Genomic DNA, 24,832 nt, shown 5'->3' with positions numbered 1-24,832 from the left:
GGTGTCCAAGTCCGCGCGAACCCGTCAGCGCATCCAGGCGACGGCGGTGCACCTGTTCACCGAGGACGGCTACGACGCCGTCACCGTGGACCGGATCGCCTCCGCCGCCGGGGTGTCGCACATGACGTTCTTCCGGCACTTTCCGTCCAAGGATGCGGTCCTGCTCGACGACCCCTACGATCCGGTCATCGCGGAGGCCGTGGCCGCGCAACCGGCGGACCGGAGCCCGCTGGAACGGGCGTGCCGGGGGATCCTCGAGGCCTGGGCGCAGATTCCCGAGAGCGACCTCGGGGACGTGCGCACCCGCCTGAGAATCGTCGCGACGCATCCCCGGCTGCGCGCGCGGATGTGGGAGAACACGCTGCGCACCCAGGAGGCCGTCGCCGCCGCGCTCGCCGAACCGGGCACCCGACGACTCGAAGCCGCCGTCGCCGCCGGGGCCTGCATGGGCGCCCTCATGGCGGCGCTGACGGACTGGGCAGAGACCGGCGACGGGACGCTCGGCAACCGCATCGCGTCGGCCCTGCGCCAGCTCGTACCGCAGGCCCATCCCTCGCGGCAGTCGCGGGAGACGTCATGACGACGGTCGGCGACGTCGTGCTCGAGTGCCGCGACGTGTGCACACGCTACGGCTCCACGACGGTGCTCGAGAACGTCTCCACCGAGGTGCGTGCGGGCGAGGTGCACGCCTTCGTGGGCCTCAACGGGGCGGGCAAGACGACCCTGATGCGCCTGTTCCTCGGCATGATCGAGCCCGACGACGGAATCGTGCGCGTCCGGGGCCTGGCACCGGCGTCGATGCCGGCTCGGCACTGGACGGGGGTCGGGCACCTCGTCGAAACACCGCTTCTCTACCCCGAACTCACCGTCGTGCAGAACCTGCGCATCGCGGGGCGTCTCGCCGGCCTGTCCGCGGCGGGCGCCACCGCCGCGGCCGACCGGTGGATCGAGGAACTCGTCCTGGCCCGGTGGGCGCGGACCGGTGCCCGGAAACTGTCCCTCGGCAACCGGCAGCGACTGGGGCTGGCCGCGGCACTGATCGCGGACCCGGATGTGCTGATCCTGGACGAGCCGACCAATGCGCTGGATCCGGCCGGGATCATGCTGTTGCGCACGCTGCTGCAGCGCAGCCGGGAGCGTGGCACGGCGACGCTGGTGTCGAGTCACCACCTCGACGAGGTCGCCCGCGTGGCCGACCGCATCACAGTCGTGAACGAGGGGCGCACCGTCGGCGCCCTCGACCCTCGCGGCATCGATCTCGAGCGGCAGTTCTTCGACCTGGTGTACCGCGACAGCGAGGCGCGCCGATGACCACGTCCGAGCAGGTCCGGGCCGCACTGGCGGTGGAATGGGCCAAGTTCCGGCGGGCGCGTCCCGTGTGGGTCACCACCGTCCTCCTCACGACGGGGGTGGTGGCCATGTGCGTGCTGACCCTGCGATCCGTGCACGGCGCCGACGCCACGATGGCGGGCAAGGCGCAGGCGATCGTCGAGGACGGCGGCCGTGCGGGGCTGTTCGCCGCAGCCGATACCATCGTCTCGGTGGGCGGGCTTCTCGGGTTCGGTGTGGTCGTCGGCTGGGTCTTCGGCCGCGAGTTCACCGACGGGGCGATCAGCGGGCTGTGGGCCGCCCCGGTCTCCCGCCCGGCCGTCGCTGCAGCGAAACTGCTGATCCTGCTGACCTGGTCCGTCGCCGTCAGCGTCGCGACGGGCGCCGCGCTTGCGGTCGCGGGAACGTTCGTCGACGACGATCCCCTCGACCCCGGGACGGCTGCGCTCGTCGGCCGATTCCTCGCCGTAGCCCTGCTCACCGCGGGGCTCGCCGTTCCCTGCGCCTGGGTCGCCACCGTGGCACGGGGATACCTGCCCGCGATCGGGACGATCATCGCCGTGGTGATCGCCGCCCAGATGGCGGTCATGACGGGAGCCGGCGGCTGGTTCCCGTTCTCCGCTCCGGGTCTGTGGGCGGCGGGACCGCAGGCCGGTTCCGTGACCGCTCCGCAGCTCGTGCTGGCCCTCACCGTTCCGGTCGTCTCGGCGGGCCTGACCCTGTGGTCGTGGCGTCGGCTCAGCCTCGTGCACCAGTGACTTCAGGCGGGACCGAGGCTCCCTCGATCCGGGCCTGATGCCCGGAGTGCCGGGAAATCCGGTCGGCGATCGGTGCTCGCATTTCACGACCAGGGAGGCACCATGGGCCGTGCCGCGGTGGACGTGCCGCCCGGGACGACGTCCCGCCGTCCGAGATCGTGGTCGTCGACACCGATCCGTTGATGCGCGAGGTCGCCGCCCACGGCAGCCACGATTGCGAGCGGCTCCACGACACCGGCATCGGCCGCGGTGAACCTCAGTTGGGGCTTCCCCCGGCCGCCAGGAAGTTGTCGACGGCGCGTTGGAGCCGGTCGAGCGCGGCGCCGTACGACGTGAAGTCGCCCGTGCGCTGAGCCTCGCGCAGATCCGCCAGGGCGCTGTTCAGTTCGACGACGGCGGCGGTCAGCTGCTCCGGGGTCGGCTCCGCGGCCGGCGGGGGCGCGGTGGTCGGCGGCACCGCGGCGCCGCCCTCGGACGGCGGTGCGGTCGCAGGATCCGGCGAGGTCGCGGCGTCTCCTCCGGGCGCGGTCGCCACCCGGCCCGTTCCCGCCCCGAAGACCTGGTCGAGGGCCTCGGCGAGGGTGGGCGCGTACCCGACACGGACGCCGCCGGCGCTGGGTTCGCGATAGCTGACCAGCACCCGCGACAACTGCGGGAACGTCGAACCGTCGGCGGTGCTCGTGAGACGTTCGGTGAACAGGGGCTCGACGTAGAGCACCCCGCCGTCCGCTATCGGCAGCGTCAGCAGATTGCCGTAGTGGATCCGGTTTGACCGCTCGAGCAGGGTGCGTTCGGAGGCCACCCGGGTGTCGGAGATCATCGAGTTCTGGGTCTGCTGCGGACCCTGGGTCTGCGTGTCGGTCGGCAGCTGCAGCACCTCCATCCGGCCGTAGTTGTCCGGGTCGGAGTCCACCGAGATGTAGGCGGAGAGGAATTCTCGGTTGAACCCCACCATCGCGCTGGCCAGACGGAAGGACGGTTCCGCGCTCTCGCGGTCACCGACCAGCACGTAGTACGGCGGCTGAGACCCCACGGCCTCGGAGGTGGGGTCGCTGGGAACGGACCAGAACGCATTGTTGGTGAAGAATTCCCGTGGGTCGTCGACGTGGTACTTCGCGAGCCGGTCCCGTTGGAGACCGAAGAGGTCCTCCGGGTAACGGAAGTGGGAGCGCAGTTCCGGGCTGATCGATTCCGGCGGTTGCACGGCGTCGGGGAAGGCGCCCATCCACGCCGCGAGGACCGGGTCGTTCGTGTCCACCTGGTAGAGGGTGACGGTGCCATCGTAGGCGTCCACCGTGGCCTTGACCGAGTTCCTGATGTAGGAGACGGCCTCACCCGGCAACAGCCGGCCGGTCTCGGTGACGCCGGCGCCGGGCAGCGCGCCGGCCTGGGAGTACGGGTAGTGCGCGAGGGTGGTGTAGCCGTCGACGATCCAGACGATCCGGCCGGCCACGACCGCCGGGTACGGGTTGCCGTCGGTGCGCAGCCACGGCGCGACCCGCTCCACGCGGGTTTTCGGATCACGATCGAAGATGATCTTCGAATCCGCCCCGATGGCGCCGGAGAACAGGATGTTGCGCTCGCCGTAGCGCACCGCGAAGGCCAGCCGGTTGATCCAGCTCCCGATCGGCACTCCCCCGCTTCCGGTGTAGGTGTACTGGGAGGTGTCCGTGTCGTACTCGCGCGGCGCCGCACCGGCGGGCCCGCCGACGATCGCGTAGTCCGGGTCCGACGCCGCGATCAGCTCACCGAAGTAGATGCGCGGTTGCTCGACCGGGATCAGTTGCCGGCCGGAGGCCTGGGAAGCGATGTCGCTGACGGTGTAGATGGGGTAACCGCTGTCGCTTCCGCTGCCGGCCGCGGCCGCGTCCCGGACGGCGGCGTTGACCCGGTTCGCCGGCGCCGCCACGAATCCGTTGCCGTGGGTGTAGACGGTGTGCCGGTTGATCCACTGGGTCTGGTTGCCGCTCAGACTGTCCGGGGAGAGTTCCCGGGCGGCGACGATGTAGTCACCGACCTTCCCGTCGATGGTGTACCGGTCGATGTCCAGCTGCGGAGTGAACCCGTAGAAGTTCTTCAGCTGCTGTTGCTGGGTGAAGGTCCTGGAGAGCACGTTCGGGTCCAGCAGCCGGGCATTGGCGATCGTGGTGACGTCGGCCGGGATCTCCCGCGGCGGCCGGGTTCCGACCCCGGGATAGTCGAGGTACTCGACGCGATCGGCCTCGATCTCGTACGCCTGCCTGGTCGCGGCGATGTTGCGCTCGATGTACGGGCTCTCGCGATCGGCCGCATTCGGGCGCACCGAGAACTGCTCCGTGAGCGCCGGGAAGACACCGCCGACGACGATCGACGACAGGACCAGGAGCGCGGTCGCCATCAACGGCACCCGCAGGTCGTCCAGCAGTATCGAGGCGAAGAACGCCGCCGCGCAGAGCACGGCGATCGCCACCAGGATCAGGCGCGCCGGCAGGACCGCGTTGATGTCGGTGAACCCGGCCCCGGTGAACGTCGGTTCCTTCCGGCCGCTCCACAACAACTCGTACCGGTCGAACCAGTACGCGACCGCCTTGAGCGCGACGAAGCTCCCGGCGAGAACCGCGATCTGGATCCGGGCCGCGCGCGTCGTCGCGCCGGTGGTACCGCGTCGGGTCTCGGAGCCGGTCGTGAAGGGCACCCGGAGTCCACCGAAGAGGTAGTGGGTAGCCGCGCAGAGCACGAGTGCCAGGAACAGCGCGACGAACGCCCACGTCAGCAGGAGCCGGTAGAAGGGCAGGTCGAAGACGTAGAACCCGATATCGTGCCCGAACTCGGCGTCGGAGCTACCGAATGCTCCGCCGTGGAGGAAGAGCTGCACTCTGGCCCACTGGCTCTGTGCGCTCAGGCCGAAGAACAGTCCCAGCAGCAGCGGAATGCCGATCGCGTACAGCTTCGGGCGCCGCAGCACCATGATCCGGTATCGCTCGATCGGATCGTCCGGACCGGTGGCGAACAGGGGGCGCGATCGGTACGCCCACACCGTCGCTCCGAAGAGCAGCCCCGTCACCACCAGCGTCACCACGGCGAACAGCACCAGCCGGGTCACGAGGACGGTGCCCCACACGTCTCGGTAGCCGACTTCCCCGAACCAGAGCCAGTCCGTGTACACCGCCACCAGCCGAGGTCCCACGACGAGCAGAGCGAAGAGGACCAGAAACGCGACGAGCGCCCGATACGCCCGGCGGGGTAGCACACGCGCGGGTTCGGAGGGATGCACGTCCACCTCCGATCACCCGCGTACACCGCGGTGGCCGGGGCGGCGCGGGATCGGGTGCCGCCGCGATGTCCGTCCGTCCATTCTAGGCGGGGTCGATCGCCTCGCCCAGGAATCGCCGATCCCTGTCACGCGACCCGGCGGAGCCTCAGCGCTGGTAGACGTCCGGGATGCCGTCGTGATCCGCGTCGACGGTCTCGAGTTCGGCGATCCTGCGGTAGGCCCGGTTCCGGGAGCGGAGCACGACCGAGGCGGCGAGCGCCGCCGTGAGGGAGCCGACGAGGACGGCGACCTTGACGTGGTCGGCCGCGACCGTGCCGGCGCCGTACGCGAGATCCCCGATGAGCAGGGAGACGGTGAAGCCGATGCCGCCGAGCAGCGCGACTCCGAGCACGTCCAGCCAGCTCAGACCCTCGTCCAGGTGGGCGCGGGTGAACCGGGCCATCAGGTAGGTGACGCCGAAGATCCCGACGACCTTGCCGAGCACGAGGCCCGCGACGACACCGATCGAGATCGGGTCGCGGAGCGCTTCACCCAGGCCGTCGAGGCCACCGATCGTCACGCCGGCGGCGAAGAACGCGAAGATCGGGACAGCCACCCCGGCCGACAGTGGCCGGAGGCGATGTTCGAACTGCTCGGCCATGGCTTCGGTTCCGGTGCGTGTCCGGCGGGCGACCGGCACGGTGAACCCGAGCAGGACGCCGGCCACGGTGGCGTGCACGCCGGATTCGTGGACGAGGAACCATGTGAGCGCCGCCAGCGGCACCAGCAGCCACCAGAACCGGATGCCTCGCTGCACCGCGAGCGCGAAGGCGAGCAGCGGCAGCAGCGCCAGTCCGAGGTATACGAAGTCGAGGTCGTCGGTGTAGAACACCGCGATCACGGTGACGGCGAGCAGGTCGTCGACGACGGCGAGCGTCAGCAGGAAGGTACGCAGGGCGGCCGGGAGGTGCGTCCCGATGACGGCGAGGATGGCCACGGCGAAGGCGATGTCGGTGGCGGTGGGCACGGCCCATCCCGCCAGGGCGTCCCCTCCGCCACGCAGATTCACCGCGACGAACACCACGGCGGGAACCGCCATTCCCCCTACCGCGGCGGTGATCGGCACCGCGGCGCGCCGTAGATCGCGCAGGTCGCCGGCGACGAACTCGCGCTTGAGTTCCAGGCCGACGACGAAGAAGAAGATGGCGAGCAGGCCGTCGGCCGCCCACGTCCCGAGAGACAGGTCCAGATGCAGGGCGGACGGGCCCACCGTGGTGTCACGGAGGCTGTGGTAGGCGTCGGACCACGGCGTGTTGGCCCAGATCAGGGCCGCGAGCGCGCCGATGAGCAGCAGGATGCCGCCGACCGTCTCCTTGCGGAGAATCTCGGTCACCCGCTTGGATTCCTCCCACGATCCACGTGAGAGCAACGGCAGGCGGGAGAAGGGTGTCGTCATCGATCGTCCTCGGATTTCGCGCAGCGGTCATCGTTTGCCGACCAGACTTCCCGGCGCACCGAGTCCACCGTATCCCACCCGGCGCCCCCGATCCGAGCCGAGAGGCACCGAAGGCGACATCGCCACGCAGACGGCAATGCGGGTCCTCGGCGTCGACGATGCGGTGCACACCGGGCGTCCGCGCGAAACGCCGGACGGTCTTCCCGTCGCCCTGGCATCGCCCCCGTACCGGACCCGGCAGCTCGAGCGAGGCATTCTGCAAGCAGACGCGCGAGTGCGTGGGTCCCCGATCGCCGCGAATCAGAATGCATGCCGCACGAACGGGATACGCTCCGGAAGGTGTTCACCGTCTCCGAGGTCGAGACATATTCGAAGCCTGCCCACTTCGCCCCCCGCGCCCCTGGGGTCGTGGACGTACTGCGATGTGACCGGTGTCGCCATCCGGTACCGCACAGATCCGCAGGCCCGACGCGTCACGTCCGGGGGGGCTTCGAGATCACCGAAGCGGTCGTCGAGATCGGATACGCGATGAACCGCGGCGTGGGGTCGATGGCCGGCGGCGGCTACATCCCACACATCGGCAGGCCCGGCACGGCCCTGAGCCACCCGACGCTGTACCCGATCGATCTCACCTACACGCAGGAGGGGCAAGCGGAGGGAACGATCGACCGGCATTTGCTCACCTGGGAGGAGAACCCCACCCAGAGGCACGTCGCCGACGCTCCGGCCGGATTGCCGATCGACGACGTCACGCGCGGCCACCAGGCCCTCCAGGTCGCCTCGGCACGGAGGTTGTGGACATGAGCGGGCATTTCGAAGGAGGGGTGTGCGTCGTCACGGGCGGGGCCTCGGGGATCGGCCGCGCCGTCGGCGAGGCGCTCGCGCGCGCGGGCGCGGTCGTCGTGCTCGCCGACCGCGACTCGGAGCGGCTCGCCGCGGCACGTGAGTCCCTCGTCGAGCACGCCGGCCGCGTCGAGTGCGCAACCGTGGACGTGATGCGGCAGCAGGAGGTCCAGCACCTGATCGAGGAGGCGGCCTCCCGCCACGGCCGCCTCGACTTCCTGTTCAACAACGCGGGGGTAGGCGGCACGTTGCCGATCGGTGAGGCGACGCTCGAACAGTGGCGGCGCATCGTGGATCTGAACCTGTGGGGTGTGATCTACGGGATCCATGCCGCCCTGCCGATCATGCGGAGGCAGGGCGGCGGTCACCTCGTCAACACCGCATCGGTCGCGGGGCTGGTGCCGTTCCCATATCAATCGCTCTACTGCACAACGAAATTCGGGATCGTAGGGTTGAGCGAAGCATTGCGGTACGAACTTGCCGCCGACGGCATCCGGGTCTCGGTGGTGTGCCCCGGCAACGTTGCCACCCGGATCTTCGAGACCTCGCTCATGGGAGATCCCGTCGCGGGCCGAGCCCCCGACGACTCGATCACCGCCGACGAGGCCGCGCGGACGATCCTGGACGCCGTCGCCGCGGGGAAGGGATCATCGCCTTCCCCGAGGGCCCGAAACACCTTTGGGACGTCTACCGCACAGCCCCCGAGCAGGTCGCCGAATACATGCTGGACCTGGCGGATCAACGCCGGTCCGCCTACGCGACGGACGACGCCGAGGCGCTGTTCCGCCCACGCCGGCTCGGAGACGGCTGAGCAGCGCCGCTACGGAGACGGATAGGTACTGATCGAGATCAGCGTCCCGTCACCACCCGACGAGACCGAGATGGAGGCGCCCTCCCCCGTCTTCCTGATCGTGAGACTCGTGCTGTACGGAGTGACACTTTCGGAGACCGTCTGCCACCCCTCCCGGTCCACGAAGTCGAGGTAGAAGGCGCCGACCTGTTCGATCGGGTCGGAGGTCGTCAGGACGGTCGAGCCGATCGATCGGCTGACGAGTGTCGACGGCTGATAGGCCGGGATCCCACCCGTCGCTTCGGTGACCTGCGGCTCGGTGCCCTGCTGCCCGGGTTCGGACCCGGCCGTCCCGGTCGGTGGGGTCGTCTCCGGGGCTGTCTCGGTGGTCGTCTGCGCCGACTCGCTCGGGTACGTGTCGTCGGTGCCGCAGCCGCCGACCGCGAGTGCCACCGCCAGCGCTGCCGCAGCCACGGGCACGGCCGTCCTCGATGTTCGCATGTGCGTCCTCCTCCGCCGCTCCCACTGTGCCTGCCCGGAGCGGGATCGTGAGGCGGATTCGCCGCTTCGACGGTTTCGGAGGTGGGCGGAAGCTCAGACTCGCCGCGCGCTCCGGGGCGGCGGCTGACAGGTCGGGCAACTGAACGACGAGCGGTTCATGAACTTCTCGCGCCGGACCGGCGTACCGCACCGTGGGCACGGCAGGTTCTCCTGGCCGTAGACGTTCAGCGACCGATCGAAGTATCCGGACTCGCCGTTGACGTTGACGTAGAGGGCATCGAACGAGGTGCCACCCTTCGCGAGTGCCTCGCCCATCACGTCGCGGGCCGCGTCGAGGAGCCGGCGCAGGGTCGGTCCCCCGAGCCGGTCGGCGGCACGGTTGCCGTGCACGCCGGCCCGCCACAGCGATTCGTCGGCGTAGATGTTGCCGATGCCCGACACGACGGTCTGGTCGAGGAGGAGGCGCTTGATCTCGGAGTGCTTGCCGCGCAGCACCTTCACCACGGCGGCCGCGTCGAACGCGGGGTCCAGGGGGTCGCGGGCGATGTGCGCGACGGGTTCCGGCAGGACGGCACCGTCGACCTCGACGAGCGGGGCGAGGGCCCAGCCGCCGAAGGTGCGCTGATCCACGAACCGCAGATCGGTGCCGTTGTCGAGAACGGCACGGATGCGCAGGTGTTTCTCGTCCGGCACCGCAGGCGGCTGGACCAGCATCTGTCCGCTCATCCCGAGATGCACGACCAGCGCGACGTCGGCGGGCTCGAGGACGAGCCACAGGTACTTGCCGCGACGCTGGACCGCGGCGACGGCCTGCCCGGTCAGCCGCAACGCGAGATCCCGCGGACCGGGTTCGTGCCGGCGCACCGCACGCGGATGCAGCACCTGGACGGACTCGATGGTGGCGCCCCGGACGTGCGCGTCCAGGCCGCGGCGGACGACCTCGACCTCGGGCAGTTCGGGCACGTCGGGTCAGTTCTGGTCGGCGGCGGCGCCGGTGGGGGCGGCGTCGCTGTCGGACAGGCTCTGCCAGGCCGCGGCGGCGGCCTTCTGCTCGGCTTCCTTCTTCGTGCGTCCCACGCCGACACCACGGGCGTCGCCCGCGACGATCACGGTCGCGGTGAATTCCTTGTCGTGGTCCGGGCCGGTGGCGGTGATCTCGTACGCGGGCACGCCCACGCCGCGTTCCGCGGTCAGTTCCTGCAGGCTCGTCTTCCAGTCGAGGCCGGCGCCGAGGCGCGGGCCCCGCTCCAGGAGTTCGGCGAACAGGCGCAGCACGACGGTGCGTGCGACGTCGATGCCGTGCTGCAGGTGGACGGCACCGAGCAGCGACTCCATGCCGTCCGCGAGGATGCTGGGCTTGTCACGGCCCCCGGTGAGTTCCTCACCCTTGCCGAGCAGCAGGTGCGGACCGAGGCCCCCCTCCCCGAGGGAGCGCGCGACCTCGGCGAGGGCGTGCATGTTCACCACCGAAGCGCGGATCTTCGCGAGTTCACCCTCGGACTTGTCCGGGTGTGACAGGTACAGCTTCTCGGTGACGGTGAGGCCCAGGACGGCGTCACCGAGGAACTCGAGACGCTCGTTGGTCGGCAGGCCGCCGTTCTCGTAGGCGTAGGAGCGGTGCGTGAGCGCAAGCGTCAGCAGCTCCGGATCCACATCGACACCGAGGGCGGCGAGAAGGGACACGTGTTCCCCTTCGCCGCCCTCGGATGCGGTGGTCGAATCGCTCGTCACGATGTCTCAGAATTCGAGAACTAGACGGCGGCGGTCACCTGACGGCCGTTGTAGGTGCCGCACGACGGGCACGCCACGTGGGGCAGCTTCTTCTCACCGCAGCCACGGTTCGGGCAGGTGACGAGCGTCGGCGCAGTGGTGTTCCACTGGCTCCGCCGCGACCGGGTGTTCGAACGCGACATTCTGCGCTTGGGGACGGCCACGTCTACTTCTCCTCGTTGTTCTTGCTGTCGGGTGCACTGCTGGGTTCTTCGGAGCCTGCGCCGAAAGCGGCTGCCAACCCAGCCCAGCGAGGATCCATTCTCTCATGCCCGTGCCCGGATTCCGCAATCGCCAGGCGAATGCCGCATTCGGGGCACAGTCCCGCGCAGTCGTCACTACACAACGGCCGCAGCGGAAGTTCCAGTCCGACGGTGTCGACGATGACCGGCTCGAGGTCGATCGTGTCGTCCACCAGGCGGTGGACCTCGTCCTCGTCGGTGGTCTGCTCCGTGACGCTGTTCGGGTAGGCGAACAGCTCCGTCAGGTACAACTCCACCGAGTCCTCGAAGGGTTCGAGGCAGCGCGAGCACTCGCCGACTGTATCGGCACGCACGGTCCCGGTGACGAGGACCCCCTCCGAGACCGCTTCCAACCGGAGGTCGAGTTCCACATCCGTGCCTTCCGCGATCGCGATCGCGTCGAGTCCGATCCGCACCGGCGCGGGTACCACTTCGTGGACGGTGCGCATGGAGCCCGGACGGCGGCCGAGCGAGAGTACGTCCAGCACGAGACCCGAATCCCGGGCGGGATGCTGGGAGCTGTGACGGCGGGCAGACACGGGAATGCTTCTTCCTCTTTCCAGGTGGCGGATGCCGCGGGGCGGCTGGGCAACCACTCCACGATACGCGACGGACCCGGGCTCGGCGAAATCGCCCCCGCGCGGACGCCGGTGGCGTCAGCGGCGCCGCTCGGACCGGCGTTCGGCCTCCGTGTAGTCGGGCACCCCGGCGCCTGTTCGCAACTGCTGCCGGCCGCGGCCCACCGACCGCAGGGTCGTGCCGAGCACGTCCTCGAACTCGGCGAGCTTGGAGTCGACGTACTCGTCGCATTCCGACCGCAACCGATCCGACTCGGCGTGTGCGGCGTCGATGACCCGGGCCGACTCGGCGTGCGCGGCCTGGACGACCTCCGTCTGCGACACCAGCCGGGCCTGCTCGGCCTCGCCGTCGGCGACCGACCGCTCGTACGAGGCCTTGCCTGCCTCGATCATGCGGTCGGCCTCGGCCTGCGCGCGGGCCGTCACGGACTCGTACTGGTCCTTGGCGTCGGCGATCGTGTCGTCGGCTTCGGCCTGGGCGTCGCGCAGCAGATCGTCGGCGTGGGCGCGGGCCTCCTGCACCATCCGGTCCGCCTGCGCCTTCGCGTCGGCGAGCATGCGATCCGCGTCCGCGCGGGCGTTGTCGAGAGTCTCGCGGGCCTCCGCGTCGGCATCCGCGACCGTCTTGTCGGCCTGAGTCCGCGCGTCCCCGATGAGCTTGTCGCGATGGTCCAAAACGTCCTGCGCGTCGTCCAGTTCCGCCGGCAGCGCGTCGCGGACGTCGTCGAGCAGATCCAGTACGTCGCCGCGCGGGACCACGCAGCTCGCGGTCATCGGGACACTGCGTGCTTCCTCGACGATCGCGACCAGCTCGTCGAGTGCCTCGAATACGCGGTACACGCCCAACCCCAATCGTCGTCCCGGCGCGGCCGGTGCGACCGGCGCCGGATGCAAGTCTGCCGCAGGTACCGTCCGAGTCGCGCATCGCGCACCCGGTGTGTCGGCAATCGAACGGGCCGCGCCGACCCGCCCGTCGGATCCGATCAGTGCTGCGCGGCTGGGTCCGATCAGCGCTGCGCGGCTGTCCGCTCCGCGATCCGCGCCAGGAGCCGCTTGTGCACCGTTGCCGGAAGCATGTCGGCGACGTCGCCGCCGTAGGTGGCGACCTCCTTGACGAGAGAGCTCGACAGGTAGCTGTAGGCCGGGTTGGTCGCGACGAAGAGGGTGTCGACGCCGGTGAGCTTGTGGTTCATCTGCGCCATCTGCAGCTCGTAGTCGAAGTCGTTGGCCCCGCGCAGGCCCTTGACGATGGCGGTGATCCCGTGGGCGCGTGCGTAGTCCACCAGCAGGCCCTGCCAGGAGTCGACGCGCACGTTGCCGAGATGGGCGGTGGCTTCGGTGAGCATCTCGATGCGCTCGGGGACCGTGAACATTCCCTGCTTGTTGGGGTTGATCACGACGGTCACCGTCACTTCGTCGAACTGCACGGCAGTCCGCGAGATGACGTCGAGGTGGCCGTTGGTCACGGGATCGAACGAACCGGGGCAGACCGCACTGCTCATGAGTCCGAACCGTAGCAGGTGGCGATCTCGATCCGGGTCTCACCGTACTTGCGGACGCGTTCCGGTTCGAGGGCGTCCGGCCAGACCGTCTCCGGCGAGCGGGAAGAACGCTCGAGCACCACCACCGAGCCCTCCCCCACCCAGCCCCCGTCGACCAAAACGGTGAGCATCGCGGACACCGCCTGCTCGGTCACCGCATACGGCGGATCTGCGAGCACGAGGTCGTAGACCCGGTCCGGGGCACCGCCGAGCACCGCGGCCACCGGCGCCGCCCGCAGCACCGCAGGCAGCCCGAGTTCGCGGATGTTCCGGCGAATCACCGCGGCGGCCTGCGCGTCGGACTCGACGAGCAGGGCGTGGGCAGCGCCCCGGGACAACGCCTCGAGCCCGAGCGCGCCGGAGCCGGCGTACAGGTCCAGCACCGACGCGCCGTCGAGCTCCATCCGGGCCGTGAGCGAGCTGAACAGCGCCTCGCGGACCCGCTCGGAGGTGGGGCGGGTCCCGCGGGGCGGCACCTTCAGGCGCCGCCCCCCGGCCCGGCCGGCCACGATCCGGGTCATCGCACCGCCCCGGAGAACCGTCCGATCACTCCGCGCTCTCCTCGGTGGACACGACGACCAGCAGGTCACCGCCCTCCACCTGGGACACCCCGGCGAGGGCGACGCGAGTGACCACGCCGCCGCGCGGAGCAGTGATCGCGGCCTCCATCTTCATCGCCTCGATGGTGGCGACGGTGTCGCCGGCGGCGACCCGGTCACCCTCGGCGACCAGGAGGGTCACGGCGCCGGCGAACGGCGCGGCGACGTGCCCGGGGTTGGCGCGATCGGCCTTCTCCGCGGCCGGAACCTCGCTGGCGACGGACTTGTCGCGCACCGACACCGGGCGCAGCTGCCCGTTGAGGATGCACATCACGGTCCGGAAGCCGCGCTCGTCCGGCTCGGAGATCGCCTCGAGCCCGATCAGCAGCTCGACGCCCTTGTCCAGGCGCACCCGGTGTTCCTCCCCGCGCCGCAGCCCGTAGAAGAACTGGTTGGCCGACAGCTCCGAGGTGTCGCCGTAGCGGTCCCGGTGCTCGAGGAACGCCTGGGTCGGGCCGGGGAACAGCAGCCGGTTCAAGGTGGCGCGGCGCTCGGTGGAGGTGTCGTCGAGGGCCTTCTCCTCCTCGGACGTCAGCGGCACCTCGGCCTTGGGGGCGCCCCGGCCCTCGAGGGCCTTCGAGCGGAACGGCTCGGGCCACCCGCCGGGCGGAGTGCCGAGCTCGCCGCGGAGGAATCCGATCACCGAGTCCGGGATGTCGAAGCGGGACGGATCGGCCGCGAACTCCTCGCTGGCGACGCCGGAGCCCACCAGGTGCAGAGCCAGGTCACCGACGACCTTCGACGAGGGGGTGACCTTGACCAGCCGGCCGAGCATCCGGTCGGCGGCGGCGTACTTTGCCTCGACCTCCTCGAACCGGTCACCCAAGCCCAGCGCGATGGCCTGCTGCCGCAGATTCGACAGCTGCCCGCCGGGGATCTCGTGGGTGTAGACGCGGCCCGTGGGTGCGGGCAGGCCCGACTCGAACGGCGCGTACACCTTGCGCAGCGCCTCCCAGTACGGTTCGAGGTCGCACACGGCCTGCAGGTCGAGGCCGGTGTCGTGCTCCGAGTGGGCCGCCGCGGCGACGATCGCCGACAGCGCGGGCTGACTGGTGGTGCCGGCCAGCGCGGCGGACGCCCCGTCGACGGCGTCGGCGCCGGCCTGCCACGCCGCGAGGTACGTCGCGAGCTGGCCGCCGGGGGTGTCGTGGGTGTGCACGTGCACCGGCAGGTCGAAGTTGCTGCGCAGCGCCGAGACCAGGGTGGCGGCCGCGGGGGCGCGCAGCAGTCCGGCCATGTCCTTGATCGCCAGCACGTGGGCCCCGGCCTCGACGATCTGCTCCGCCAGGCGCAGGTAGTAGTCGAGGGTGTAGAGCGTCTCTCCGGGATTCGACAGGTCCCCGGTGTAGGACATCGCGACCTCGGCCAGGGCGGTCCCGGTCTCGCGGACCGCGTCGATCGCCGGCCGCATCTGGTCGACGTTGTTCAGCGCGTCGAAGATGCGGAAGATGTCGATGCCGGTGTCGGTGGCCTCACGGACGAACGCGCGGGTGACCACCTCCGGGTACGGGGTGTAGCCGACCGTGTTCCGGCCGCGCAGCAGCATCTGCAGGTTGATGTTGGGGATGGCCTCGCGCAACGCCGCAAGACGCTCCCACGGATCCTCGTGCAGGAACCGCAGCGCGACGTCGTAGGTGGCGCCGCCCCACGCCTCGATCGACAGCAGTTGCGGGGTCATCCGCGCGACGTGACCGGCGACGGTGAGCAGGTCCTTGCTGCGCACGCGGGTCGCGAGCAGCGACTGGTGCGCGTCGCGGAAGGTGGTGTCGGTGACGGCGAGGGCCTTCTGTTCGCGCAGCGCCTTCGCGAACCCGTCCGGGCCGAGGGCGAGCAGCCGCTGCCGCGAGCCTGCCGGCGGGGCGACGTCGAGGTCGATCTTCGGCAGCTTGTCGTGCGGGTACACCGTCGTCGGGCGCTCGCCGTGCGGCTTGTTCACCGTCACGTCGGCCAGGTACTCGACGATCTTGGTGCCGCGGTCCGCGGACGTCTTGGCGGTCAGCAACTGGGGTCGCTCGTCGATGAACGACGTGGTGACGTTGCCGGCCCGGAAGTCCGGGTCGTCGAGCACGGCCTGCAGGAAGGGGATGTTCGTCGACACGCCGCGGATGCGGAACTCGGTGACCGCGCGGCGGGCGCGGGCGACGGCGGTGGGCAGGTCGCGGCCGCGGGCCGTGAGCTTGACCAGCATCGAGTCGAAGTGGGCGGAGACCTCGGCGCCGACGGAGGTGCCGCCGTCGAGGCGGATGCCGGCGCCGCCGGGCGTGCGGTAGGCACTGATGCGGCCGGTGTCGGGCCGGAAGCCGTTGGCCGGATCCTCGGTGGTGATGCGGCACTGCAGCGCCGCGCCGCGGATGGCGACCTTGTCCTGCGACAGGCCCAGGTCGGTCAGCGACTCGCCGGAGGCGATGCGCAGCTGCGCCTGCACCAGGTCGACGTCGGTGATCTCCTCGGTGACCGTGTGCTCGACCTGGATGCGCGGGTTCATCTCGATGAAGACGTGGTTGCCGCGGGAGTCGAGGAGGAATTCGACGGTGCCGGCGCAGCTGTAGCCGATCTGCTTCGCGAACGCGACGGCGTCCGCGCAGATCCGCTCGCGCAGCTCGGGCGCGAGGTTCGGTGCCGGGGCCAGCTCGATGACCTTCTGGTGGCGGCGCTGCAGCGAGCAGTCCCGCTCGAACAGGTGCATGACGTTGCCCTGGCCGTCGGCCAGGATCTGCACCTCGATGTGCCGGGGATCGACCACGGCCTGCTCGAGGAACACCGTGGGATCGCCGAACGCCGCGTCCGCCTCTCGGGACGCCGCCTCGATCGCCTCGCGCAGCTGGCTGCGCTCGGCGACGCGCCGCATGCCGCGTCCGCCGCCGCCGGCGACGGCCTTGACGAAGATCGGGAACTCCATCGACTCGGCCGCCTCGAGCAGCTCCTCGAGGTCGGCCGACGGCTCGGACGACGCCAGCACCGGCAGGCCCGCCGCCTTCGCCGCGGCGATCGCCCGGGCCTTGTTCCCGGTCAGCTCCAGCACGTGCGCCGACGGACCGATGAAGGTGATGCCTTCCGCCGCACACGCCGCCGCCAGATCCGGGTTCTCGGACAGGAAGCCGTAGCCGGGGTAGACCGCGTCGGCCCCGGCCTTCTTGGCGGCGGCGACGATCTCAGCCACGGACAGGTACGCGCGGACCGGATGCCCCTGCTCCCCGATCTGGTAGGCCTCGTCGGCCTTGAGCCGGTGCAGGGAATTGCGGTCCTCGTACGGAAACACCGCGACGGTACCGGCACCCAGTTCGTAGGCGGCACGGAACGCGCGGATCGCGATCTCGCCTCGGTTGGCGACAAGCACTTTGGAGAACATTGGACGACGGTACCGCGACGTAACACTCCGTTCGGCGCCTGCATCCCAGATCGTGGGACGAACGGCAGTCTTCGGCCGACTGAAACGATGCAGGTCGAGAGATCTTTAACGCGCCGGAAACACGGAGGAGGCGTCCGCCGTCACCTCACGCGGGCGCCGCACCCGACGTGCGCGAAACGTAACCTCACGACTTCTCGAGGTACGCGACCCGTTCGGTGTCGAGCGCGGCCGAGACCATGCGGGCCAGACCGGGGTGGTCCTCGAGCCGCGGATCACGGTCGGTCACCGCACGGGCGAAGGCCTGCGCGGCCGAGATGACCTCGACGTCGTCGACGAGCGAGAGCATCCGCAGCGTCGACGTGGTGCCCGACTGGGCGACGCCGAGCACGTCCCCCTCGCGGCGCTGCTGCAGGTCCAGCTGGGCGAGCGCGAATCCGTCGGTCGTCGCGGCGACGGCCTCGAGGCGGGCCATGGCGGGCGCGCCCGGTTTTGAATCGGTCACGAGCAGGCAGAGCCCCGCATGCCCGCCCCGGCCCACCCGGCCGCGCAGCTGATGCAGCTGGCTGACCCCGAAGCGATCGGCATCCACGATGACCATCACCGTCGCGTTGGGCACATCCACGCCCACTTCGACGACGGTGGTGCACACCAGCACGTCGATGTCGCCCGCGGCGAAGTCGCGCATCACCGCGTCCTTCTCGTCGGCGGGCAGGCGCCCGTGCAGCAGCCCGACCCGCAGATGGGCGAGCGGCCCCCCGGCGAGCTCCTCGAACTGCTGGAGAACCGACTTCGTCTCGGGAGGCGTGCCCTTTCCCCTGCGCCCGCCGGTCGTCTCCGCCTCGTCGACGTCGACGTCGACGAGGTCGGCGTCCTCGTCGCTGTCGCCGTCGCCGATGCGCGAGCACACCACATACGCCTGCCGGCCCGCCGCGACCTCCTCGCCGATGCGTTCCCAGGCGCGCGTCACCCAGCTCGGATGCACCTTCGCCGCCACGACCCGGCTGGTGATGGGCGACCGGCCGCGGGGCAGTTCCCGCAATGTCGACACCTCGAGGTCGCCGAGGACGGTCATCGCGATGGTGCGCGGGATCGGTGTCGCCGTCATCACCAGCACGTGCGGGCTGGCACCGTCGCGGCCGCGGTTGCGCAGCACGTCGCGCTGCTCCACCCCGAAGCGGTGTTGTTCGTCGACGACGACGAGCCCGAGGTCGTGGAACTCGACGCCCTGCTGGATCAGCGCGTGGGTGCCGATCACGAGCCCCGAGTCGCCGCTCACGATGTCGAGCAGCGCCTGCCGCTTGCGGGCGGTGCCCATCGATCCCGTCACGAGGGTGACCTTCGTGGCCAGTTCGTGGGCACCGAGTTCGCCCGCCTCGGCGAGGTCGCCGAGCATCTTCGTCAGCGACCGCGCATGCTGGGCGGCGAGAACTTCGGTCGGGGCGAGCAGCGCGCACTGGTGCCCCGCATCGATGACCTGCAGCATGGCCCGCAGCGCCACGATCGTCTTGCCCGAACCGACCTCGCCCTGCAGCAACCGATTCATCGGATGCTCGCCGGCGAGGTCGGCCGCGATCTCGCCCGCGACGGCGAGCTGGCCGGCGGTCAGTTCGAACGGCAGCCTCCGATCGAACTCGTCGGCGATACCGCCGCTGCGGCGCGGGCACGCCGGGGCGGTGCGCACCGCGACGTCGTGTCGGCGCCGGGCGAGCACGAGCTGCACCGCCGCGGCCTCGTCGAACCGCAGGCGCTCGCGGGCGGCGGTGACGTCGTCCCGGTCGTCGGGCAGGTGGATGCGGCGCAGCGCCTCGTCCAGCCCGATCAGGCCGTGCTCGCGACGCACCCAGTCGGGCAGCGGGTCGTCGACGGTCTCGAGCTGGTCGAGGATCTGCCGCACGCATCGCATCACGGTCCACGATTCGACGTCGCGGGTGGCGGGATACATCGGGATGAGGGCCCGGTCGAAGATCGACATGTCGATGCCGCCGTCGCCCTGGGCACTGCGGGCCATCCCGGCGAGGGCGCCGGCGCCACGTACCCGGGCGGGCCGGGGGGCCGCGCCGCCGATCTCGGGGCCGCGGGGCTCGGGCAGGAGGATGTAGCTCGGGTGGGCCAGGCTCCACTTGTCACGGAAGTACTTGACAGTGCCGGAGAACATGCCGCGCACCCCGGGCTTGATGTTGTACTTGACCTTGTGCGGGTTGAAGAAGGTCACGTCGATCTTCTGCCGGTCCGATTCGAGCACGACAGCGAGACGGGTACCGGGGCGGCTCTTCATCCGCACCTCGTCGGCCTTGGCCACCCGCGCGATGATCGTCACGTGCTGGCCCTCGGCCGGTTGCGAGTCGCCGAGCTCGGCGCCCTGGGTGGCGTACCGGTGGGGGTAGTGGCGCAGCAGGTCCTCGACGGTGGTCATGCCGAACGACTCGGCGAGTGCCTCCGCGGTCTTGCGGCCGAGAAGATGATCGAGTCGGTCCGCGAGTGTCGCCACTGCCGTCCTCTCCGCTCCGATCGACACCGGTATCCGGCGTCCGACTGTTCCTGCGCCGGCTATTCCACGCCGAGCTGCAGCAGGTCGCTGCGCTGCCCTCCGTGGTACACCAGCACCTCCACCTCGGGGTGGCGGTCGTTGACGTGCCGGGTCAGCTGCTCGGCGAGTCCGTCGGGGGCGTCGAGACCGACGAGCATCGTCACGAGCTCTCCGCCCGCGGCGAGCACCTTGTCGAGCAGCGACGCTCCCGCCGTCACGAGATCATGCTCGATGACTACGACATCGTGACCCGACAGGCCCAGGCTGTGCCCCGGCTCGCAGGTTCCCACCCAGGTCAGGGCGCGTTCGTTCGCGATGCGCAACGAGCCCCACCGCGTCGCGGCGGCCGCCTCCGACATGGCGAAGGCGTCGTCGGCGGAATCGCGGCTCGGGTCGTGCACCGCGAGCGACGCCAGCCCCTGCACCATCGACGAACAGGGCAGGAACATCACCTCACGCCGGTGGTCGCGGGCCGCCGCACCCACGGCGACGAGTTCCTGGGCGGGCAGCGCACCGTTGGGCAGAACCATCACGTCGCGGCTGCCCAGCCGGCGGATCGCGTCGAGCAGATGCCGGCGGGTGATCGGATGGTCCGCTCGCACGATCGCGGCACCCTCGGCTTCGAACAGTTCCGCCGCTCCGTCGCCGGCCACGACGGCGAGCACCGAGCGAGTTCCGGCACCGGAACCGACCGGATCGACGCCGCTCCGCTGCCGAGCCTCCAGCGCGAAGCAGGTGACGCTGACCTGGTGCAGCCTCCCGGCCTCCAGGCCGGCCTCGACGGCGGCTCCCGCGTCGCAGCAGTGCACGTGCACGGACCAGGTGCCGGCGCCGTCACCGACGACGGCAACCGAGTCCCCCAGCGCGTCGAGACGGGCACGCAGGACGTCCATGCGGGTGGTGTCGGAGCCTTCCACGAAGTACATGACCTCGAAGTCCTGGCCGTCGTCGCGGAGGCCGCGCCCGTCGTGCCCGACATGCGGGACGGGGGCGCCGGGCCGCGACGTCGCGATCGGCGCCCGGTCCGGACGCCGGCCGGAAACCGTCTCGACGAACGCGTCGAGCAGCAGGAGCAGACCGAGTCCACCGGCATCGACGACCCCGGCCTCGGCCAGCACGTCGAGCTGTGCCGTGGTGCGTTGCACGGCCTCGGCGGCGGCATCGGCCGCTCCGGTCGCCACCGCCACGAGCGAACCGGATCCGCCGGCCGCGTGCGCGCCGTCGGCGGCTGCGTGCAGCACACTGACGATCGTGCCCTCGGCGGGGCAGCTCAGGGCGCGGGTGACGAGGTCGGCGGCATGACACCAGGCGCGCCCGAGTTCGGCGCCGTCGACCACGACGGCACCGTCGAGCGCATCGGCCAGGCCACGCAGCATCTGGGCGAGGATGACCCCGGAGTTGCCGCGGGCGCCGTGGAAGGCGCCGCGCGCCAGGGCGCCGACGATCGTGGCGACATCGTCGGCGTCGGCCGCGGAGGTGTCGAGTTCCGCTGCCGCGGAGCGCAGGGTGACGAGCAGGTTGGTGCCGGTATCGCCGTCGGGGACGGGGAAGACGTTGAGACTGTTGATCTCGTCGCGGCGCTCGGCGAGGACCCGCAACCCGAGATCCACCCATCTGCGCAGGGCGGTCCCGTCGACTGCTTCCCCGACCTCGAGCACCTGCTTCCCCCTCTTCGCCCACCACGCAACCGGTGACGCAAGGGTAACGGTGTGCCCGCAGGCCGGCCGGTTTGGCCATTGCCACACCCACCCGCTACGCTTGCAGGGTTGCCTCGCACGGGTGGCGGACGCCTTCCCGTGTTCGCAGGCCGACGAAGACACGAAAATATCCACTACTCACCAAGGAGTTCGCGACTATGGCTGCCGTCTGCGACGTATGCGCCAAGGGCCCCGGCTTCGGTAAGTCGGTCTCGCACTCGCACCGGCGTACCAACCGTCGTTGGAACCCGAACATCCAGAGCGTTCGCGCTCAGGTTGCCCCGGGCAACACGCGCAAGGTCAACGTGTGCACCTCCTGCCTCAAGGCAGGCAAGGTCGTCCGCGGCTGATATCCGGTTCGACGAGGCCCCGGCGTTGCGACGCCGGGGCCTCGTCGTGTCCGGTCCCCCTCGCGAGGGACTCGCAGCCACCCGTCGCGACGGACTCGCAGCCACCCGCCGCGAGGGACTCGCAACCACCCGTCACAAGAGGCTCGCCCGGACGGTAGCGACGGCCTCGCACCGACCGTCGGGGCACCCGGTAGGGTGCCCCGGGTGACCGAATCAGTACTGTCCCACGTCCGTATCGAGGACGGCGTGCTGCGCATCGCCGTGGCGACCGCCGAGCGTGGCACCTCCCTCTCCCCCGCGGGCATGGCCCAGGGGATCGAGGCCCTGCGATCCGCCGGCGCCGGGGTCGGCGCCGTTCTGCTCGTCGGTGAAGGCGCCAACTTCTGCGCGGGGGGCGACGTCCGTGCGTTCGCCGCCGCGCCGGACCGCGGCGAGTTCGTCGGCGACGTCGCACGCCTGTTCCACGACTTCGTCCGTGCCCTCGACGCGGCTCGCATGCCCGTGGTGGCCGCGGTCCAGGGCTGGGCGGCGGGCGCGGGCATGAGCATCGTGCTGCACGCAGACATCGCGCTCGGCGGTCCCTCGACGAAGCTGCGCCCGGCGTACCCGTCGATCGGGTTCACACCCGACGGCGGGATGTCGTGGACCTTGCCGCGCGTCGTGGGGGTCGCCCGCGCGCGGGAGATCATCCTGACCGACTGTGTCCTGAACGCCGACGAGGCCGTGCGGCTCGGGGTGCTCAGCCGTCTCGTGGCCGACGACGAGGTGCAGGGCGAGGCGATGCGGGTGGCTCGCACCCTCGCGAACGGTCCCACCGCCGCCTACGCCGGCATCCGGCGACTGGTGGCCGAGTCCACGGGACGGTCGTTGTCCGAGCAGCTCGACGCGGAGGCCGAGGCGATCGCCGCGGCGGCCACCACCCCCACGGGCATCGAGGGTGTCGACGCGTTCGTAGAGAAGCGGCGCCCCGACTTCGAGTCGATCGACCGGGGCTGAGCGACTGCGGCTGAGCGACCGGGGCTCAGCCGCACCCGGTTCAGGCCAGGCGCCAGTCCACCGGGTTCCCGCCCTGATCGGCCAGCAACGCGTTCGCTCGGCTGAAGGGGCGGGAACCGAAGAACCCGCGGGAGGCCGACAGCGGCGACGGGTGCGCCGACTTCACGGTGGGCACGTCGCCGAGCATCGGCTCGAGCGTGGCCGCGTCCCGACCCCACAGGATCGCGACGAGCGGTGCCGTGCGCGCGACGAGCGCTCGGATCGCCTGCTCGGTCACGCGCTCCCAGCCCTTGCCGCGGTGCGACGCGGGCTGGCCGGGCTGCACCGTCAGGACGCGGTTGAGCAGCAGCACCCCCTGCGCCGACCACGGCGTGAGGTCGCCGTTCGGTGGTGTCGGCAGGCCGAGGTCGTCGCTGTACTCGCGGTAGATGTTGGCCAGGCTGCGCGGCACCGGACGTACGTCCGGTGCGACCGAGAAGCTCAGCCCGACGGCATGACCCGGCGTCGGGTACGGGTCCTGGCCGACGATGAGCACCTTCACCCGGTCGAACGGCTCGGTGAAGGCCCGCAGCACGTTCGCGCCGGCGGGCAGGTAGCCACGTCCGGCGGCGTTCTCGGCGCGCAGGAAATCACCCATCGCGGCGATGTCGTCGGCGACGGGGGCCAGTGCCCGCGCCCAGCCCTCCTCGACGATCTCCGGCAAGGGTCGTACAGCCATCGGTGGTGCCCGGTCCTTCTAGTCGATCCGCCGCAGCGCGCCGCGGTAGTACTCGGCGTTCGCCGCGTACATCTTGGCGTTGGCGTCGATGTGCCCCTCCGGCACCTCGTATCCCTCCCGGACCTTCGCCGGGACACCCATCGCCATCGAGCGCGGCGGGACCTGGAAGCGGGGAGCCACGAGCGCACCGGCCGCGACGATCGCCCCGTCGCCGACGACGGAGCCGTTGAGCACGAGGGAGCCGGAACCGATCAGGCAGCCGTCGCCGATGGTGGAGCCCTCGATGTGGGCGTTGTGGCCGACGACGGTTCCGGCGCCGATGACGGTGGCGTCCACGGCGGTGCAGTGGATGATCGTCCCGTCCTGGATGTTGCTCTCGGCGCCGACGACGATCCGGCCGTAGTCGCCGCGCAGGACCGCGGTGGGCCACACCGAGGCGCGGGCACCGAGGGTGACGTCGCCGATGACCACCGCATCGGGATGGACCCAGGCGTCGGGATGAATATCGGGCACACGGTCGCCGAGCGCATACACAGCCATGTCCTGAAACCTATCTCGAGAAGCTCTGCCAGCCTCCGGGGCCCGGCCGGTCGTGACCGTCGACGGTGACGCCGCGGCCCTCACGCACCGTGCCGACGGGACGCCAGCCGGCGGGTAGCGACGCGTCCGGGGGAAAGCAGGCGGCCAGGGCGTGGTCCTCGCCGCCGGTGAGCACCCACTCCCACACGTCGACACCGAGTTCCGCGGCGGCGGACCGCAGCCCGGGTCCGGGCTCGAGCAGCTCGTGCGAGACGTCGATCGCGACGCCGGACGCGGCGGCGATGTGCCCGAGGTCGGCGAGCAGGCCGTCGGAGATGTCGGTTGCGGCGTGGGCCCCGGCGGCGGCCGCGGCGGGGCCCGCGGCGTACGGGGGCGACGGCACCTTGTGGGCGGCCACCAGATCCGGGTGACCGGCGAGTCCGGCGGTGAGCACGGCCAGTCCGGCGGCGGAACGCCCGGTCGGACCGGCCAGCGCGACGATGTCGCCGGGCCGGGCCGCGGACCGCAGGAGAGGCGGGTTCCCGCCGAGGTCGCCGAGGACGGTCACCGCCACGACCAGTTGCGACGCCTGCACCAGGTCGCCGCCGACTACGCCGGCGCCGAGCGCCTCGGCGGCCTCCCCGATCCCGGCGGAGACGCCGTCGAGCACGCCGACCGGGGTGTCGGGCGGGCAGCCGAGCCCGACGAGGAAGGCGGTGGGGCGAGCGCCCATCGCCGCGACGTCGGCACCGTTCTGGGCGACGGCCTTACGCCCGACCTCGTGCGGGGTGGACCAGTCGAGGCGGAAGTGCCGGCCCTCGACGAGCATGTCGGTGGAGACGGCGACCCGTCCGTCGGCGGCGGCGACGAGAGCCGCGTCGTGTCCCGGTCCGACGAGGGTGGTGGGGGGCTGGCGGCGTCCGGCGACCGCGCGGTCGATCACGGGGAACTCGCCGAGGTCGGCGACGGTGGGGCCGGGGCGGTCGGGCGCGGTGATGCGATCCTCCCGTTCGTGGGTCGATGCGGGGCGGGCGGTG

The 24,832-nt window shown here is 71.0% G+C and carries 24 protein-coding genes; 7 read left to right on the top strand and 17 right to left on the bottom strand.

The annotated features are described in order from the left end of the window. Window position 1 precedes the first annotated feature (1 nt). From LZP97_RS05340 to LZP97_RS05330, 3 genes are read left to right on the top strand one after another with little or no spacing between them, the layout of a single operon-like run. Window positions 2-580 carry a TetR/AcrR family transcriptional regulator gene (locus LZP97_RS05340; protein WP_017680535.1) on the top strand — a complete coding sequence of 193 codons (579 nt, stop codon included), beginning with the start codon at window positions 2-4 and terminating at the stop codon, window positions 578-580. Beyond that, window positions 577-1,311, top strand: a complete 735-nt coding sequence (locus LZP97_RS05335; protein ID WP_017680534.1) for an ABC transporter ATP-binding protein — start codon at window positions 577-579, stop codon at window positions 1,309-1,311. The genes LZP97_RS05340 and LZP97_RS05335 overlap by 4 nt, the downstream gene beginning before the upstream one ends. Then, the gene (locus LZP97_RS05330) at window positions 1,308-2,087 is read left to right on the top strand and encodes an ABC transporter permease (protein WP_017680533.1); all 780 of its coding nucleotides are present in this window, start codon (window positions 1,308-1,310) and stop codon (window positions 2,085-2,087) included. Before LZP97_RS05335 ends, LZP97_RS05330 begins: the two co-directional genes overlap by 4 nt. An 83-nt stretch (window positions 2,088-2,170) precedes the next feature. On the opposite strand, the gene LZP97_RS05325 is transcribed toward LZP97_RS05330, so the two are convergent. From LZP97_RS05325 to nhaA, 3 genes are all read right to left on the bottom strand, one after another. Then, on the bottom strand, window positions 2,171-2,317 hold the full coding sequence (locus LZP97_RS05325; protein ID WP_017680532.1) for a hypothetical protein: 147 nt from the start codon (window positions 2,315-2,317) through the stop codon (window positions 2,171-2,173). A 26-nt stretch (window positions 2,318-2,343) separates the two neighbouring features. Continuing rightward, window positions 2,344-5,346, bottom strand: coding sequence for a UPF0182 family protein (locus LZP97_RS05320; RefSeq protein ID WP_048772716.1), 3,003 nt, complete (start codon window positions 5,344-5,346; stop codon window positions 2,344-2,346). 139 nt (window positions 5,347-5,485) lie between these two features. Beyond that, the gene (nhaA, locus tag LZP97_RS05315) at window positions 5,486-6,712 is read right to left on the bottom strand and encodes a Na+/H+ antiporter NhaA (RefSeq protein WP_010592782.1); all 1,227 of its coding nucleotides are present in this window, start codon (window positions 6,710-6,712) and stop codon (window positions 5,486-5,488) included. A gap of 591 nt (window positions 6,713-7,303) precedes the next feature. On the opposite strand from nhaA, the gene LZP97_RS05310 reads away from it, so the two are divergent. Together LZP97_RS05310 and LZP97_RS05305 are read left to right on the top strand one after the other, a co-directional pair. Further along, window positions 7,304-7,579, top strand: coding sequence for a hypothetical protein (locus LZP97_RS05310; RefSeq protein WP_225222746.1), 276 nt, complete (start codon window positions 7,304-7,306; stop codon window positions 7,577-7,579). Then, entirely contained in the window at window positions 7,576-8,454 is an 879-nt protein-coding gene (locus tag LZP97_RS05305; RefSeq protein WP_234574983.1) for an SDR family oxidoreductase, read from the top strand. Before LZP97_RS05310 ends, LZP97_RS05305 begins: the two co-directional genes overlap by 4 nt. On the opposite strand, the gene LZP97_RS05300 is transcribed toward LZP97_RS05305, so the two are convergent. The 11 genes from LZP97_RS05300 to LZP97_RS05250 form a co-directional block, all read right to left on the bottom strand. After that, window positions 8,439-8,909 carry a hypothetical protein gene (locus LZP97_RS05300; protein ID WP_225222744.1) on the bottom strand — a complete coding sequence of 157 codons (471 nt, stop codon included), beginning with the start codon at window positions 8,907-8,909 and terminating at the stop codon, window positions 8,439-8,441. The genes LZP97_RS05305 and LZP97_RS05300 overlap by 16 nt on opposite strands. A 93-nt stretch (window positions 8,910-9,002) precedes the next feature. After that, complete coding sequence (gene mutM, locus LZP97_RS05295) at window positions 9,003-9,872, bottom strand: bifunctional DNA-formamidopyrimidine glycosylase/DNA-(apurinic or apyrimidinic site) lyase (protein WP_010592786.1); 870 nt, start codon at window positions 9,870-9,872, stop codon at window positions 9,003-9,005. A gap of 6 nt (window positions 9,873-9,878) precedes the next feature. Next, on the bottom strand, window positions 9,879-10,640 hold the full coding sequence (gene rnc / locus LZP97_RS05290; protein WP_010592787.1) for a ribonuclease III: 762 nt from the start codon (window positions 10,638-10,640) through the stop codon (window positions 9,879-9,881). A 20-nt stretch (window positions 10,641-10,660) separates the two neighbouring features. Continuing rightward, window positions 10,661-10,843 (bottom strand): 50S ribosomal protein L32, encoded by a 183-nt coding sequence (gene rpmF / locus LZP97_RS05285; protein ID WP_003939052.1) that lies wholly within the window; start codon window positions 10,841-10,843, stop codon window positions 10,661-10,663. Window positions 10,844-10,845: 2 nt separating this feature from the next. After that, window positions 10,846-11,460 (bottom strand): YceD family protein, encoded by a 615-nt coding sequence (locus LZP97_RS05280; protein ID WP_017680526.1) that lies wholly within the window; start codon window positions 11,458-11,460, stop codon window positions 10,846-10,848. Between the two features lie 117 nt (window positions 11,461-11,577). Further along, a complete protein-coding gene (locus LZP97_RS05275) occupies window positions 11,578-12,339 on the bottom strand; it encodes a DivIVA domain-containing protein (protein ID WP_010592789.1) in 762 nt (253 codons plus the stop codon). A gap of 167 nt (window positions 12,340-12,506) precedes the next feature. Beyond that, window positions 12,507-13,001, bottom strand: coding sequence for a pantetheine-phosphate adenylyltransferase (gene coaD / locus LZP97_RS05270; RefSeq protein ID WP_003939055.1), 495 nt, complete (start codon window positions 12,999-13,001; stop codon window positions 12,507-12,509). Further along, a complete protein-coding gene (rsmD, locus tag LZP97_RS05265; protein WP_267966336.1) occupies window positions 12,998-13,630 on the bottom strand; it encodes a 16S rRNA (guanine(966)-N(2))-methyltransferase RsmD in 633 nt (210 codons plus the stop codon). The genes coaD and rsmD overlap by 4 nt, the downstream gene beginning before the upstream one ends. Then, window positions 13,587-16,988 carry a pyruvate carboxylase gene (locus LZP97_RS05260; protein WP_010592791.1) on the bottom strand — a complete coding sequence of 1,134 codons (3,402 nt, stop codon included), beginning with the start codon at window positions 16,986-16,988 and terminating at the stop codon, window positions 13,587-13,589. Before LZP97_RS05260 ends, rsmD begins: the two co-directional genes overlap by 44 nt. A 184-nt stretch (window positions 16,989-17,172) precedes the next feature. Next, window positions 17,173-19,476 carry an ATP-dependent DNA helicase RecG gene (gene recG, locus LZP97_RS05255; RefSeq protein ID WP_048772711.1) on the bottom strand — a complete coding sequence of 768 codons (2,304 nt, stop codon included), beginning with the start codon at window positions 19,474-19,476 and terminating at the stop codon, window positions 17,173-17,175. A 59-nt stretch (window positions 19,477-19,535) separates the two neighbouring features. Beyond that, window positions 19,536-21,173, bottom strand: coding sequence for a DAK2 domain-containing protein (locus tag LZP97_RS05250; protein ID WP_048772710.1), 1,638 nt, complete (start codon window positions 21,171-21,173; stop codon window positions 19,536-19,538). A 197-nt stretch (window positions 21,174-21,370) separates the two neighbouring features. On the opposite strand from LZP97_RS05250, the gene rpmB reads away from it, so the two are divergent. Both rpmB and LZP97_RS05240 read left to right on the top strand, forming a co-directional pair. Continuing rightward, on the top strand, window positions 21,371-21,562 hold the full coding sequence (gene rpmB, locus LZP97_RS05245; RefSeq protein ID WP_003939060.1) for a 50S ribosomal protein L28: 192 nt from the start codon (window positions 21,371-21,373) through the stop codon (window positions 21,560-21,562). Window positions 21,563-21,766: 204 nt separating this feature from the next. Continuing rightward, window positions 21,767-22,558 (top strand): enoyl-CoA hydratase-related protein, encoded by a 792-nt coding sequence (locus tag LZP97_RS05240; protein WP_010592795.1) that lies wholly within the window; start codon window positions 21,767-21,769, stop codon window positions 22,556-22,558. Window positions 22,559-22,598: 40 nt separating this feature from the next. Here the strand turns inward: LZP97_RS05240 and LZP97_RS05235 are convergent, their stop codons facing one another. From LZP97_RS05235 to LZP97_RS05225, 3 genes are read right to left on the bottom strand one after another with little or no spacing between them, the layout of a single operon-like run. Beyond that, the gene (locus LZP97_RS05235) at window positions 22,599-23,276 is read right to left on the bottom strand and encodes a uracil-DNA glycosylase (protein ID WP_010592796.1); all 678 of its coding nucleotides are present in this window, start codon (window positions 23,274-23,276) and stop codon (window positions 22,599-22,601) included. Between the two features lie 18 nt (window positions 23,277-23,294). Continuing rightward, window positions 23,295-23,816 (bottom strand): gamma carbonic anhydrase family protein, encoded by a 522-nt coding sequence (locus LZP97_RS05230; protein ID WP_010592797.1) that lies wholly within the window; start codon window positions 23,814-23,816, stop codon window positions 23,295-23,297. Window positions 23,817-23,826: 10 nt separating this feature from the next. Then, window positions 23,827-24,792 (bottom strand): thiamine-phosphate kinase, encoded by a 966-nt coding sequence (locus LZP97_RS05225; RefSeq protein ID WP_072786457.1) that lies wholly within the window; start codon window positions 24,790-24,792, stop codon window positions 23,827-23,829. Window positions 24,793-24,832 lie beyond the last annotated feature (40 nt).

This window comes from Rhodococcus sp. DMF-1 (assembly GCF_021441945.1).
In the GTDB taxonomy this organism is placed as follows: Bacteria; Actinomycetota; Actinomycetes; order Mycobacteriales; family Mycobacteriaceae; genus Rhodococcus; species Rhodococcus ruber.
The sequence above is the reverse complement of the archived record's forward strand: the minus strand, read 5'-3'. Positions and strand labels throughout refer to the sequence as shown.

Coding starts and splice junctions, on each gene's coding strand:
- coaD (WP_003939055.1), bottom strand. CDS start 13,001: ATGAGCAGTGCGGTCTGCCCCGGTTCGTTCGATCCCGTGACCAACGGC.
- LZP97_RS05335 (WP_017680534.1), top strand. CDS start 577: ATGACGACGGTCGGCGACGTCGTGCTCGAGTGCCGCGACGTGTGCACA.
- LZP97_RS05300 (WP_225222744.1), bottom strand. CDS start 8,909: ATGCGAACATCGAGGACGGCCGTGCCCGTGGCTGCGGCAGCGCTGGCG.
- LZP97_RS05305 (WP_234574983.1), top strand. CDS start 7,576: ATGAGCGGGCATTTCGAAGGAGGGGTGTGCGTCGTCACGGGCGGGGCC.
- rpmB (WP_003939060.1), top strand. CDS start 21,371: ATGGCTGCCGTCTGCGACGTATGCGCCAAGGGCCCCGGCTTCGGTAAG.
- LZP97_RS05260 (WP_010592791.1), bottom strand. CDS start 16,988: ATGTTCTCCAAAGTGCTTGTCGCCAACCGAGGCGAGATCGCGATCCGC.
- LZP97_RS05330 (WP_017680533.1), top strand. CDS start 1,308: ATGACCACGTCCGAGCAGGTCCGGGCCGCACTGGCGGTGGAATGGGCC.
- LZP97_RS05230 (WP_010592797.1), bottom strand. CDS start 23,816: ATGGCTGTGTATGCGCTCGGCGACCGTGTGCCCGATATTCATCCCGAC.
- LZP97_RS05235 (WP_010592796.1), bottom strand. CDS start 23,276: ATGGCTGTACGACCCTTGCCGGAGATCGTCGAGGAGGGCTGGGCGCGG.
- LZP97_RS05310 (WP_225222746.1), top strand. CDS start 7,304: ATGAACCGCGGCGTGGGGTCGATGGCCGGCGGCGGCTACATCCCACAC.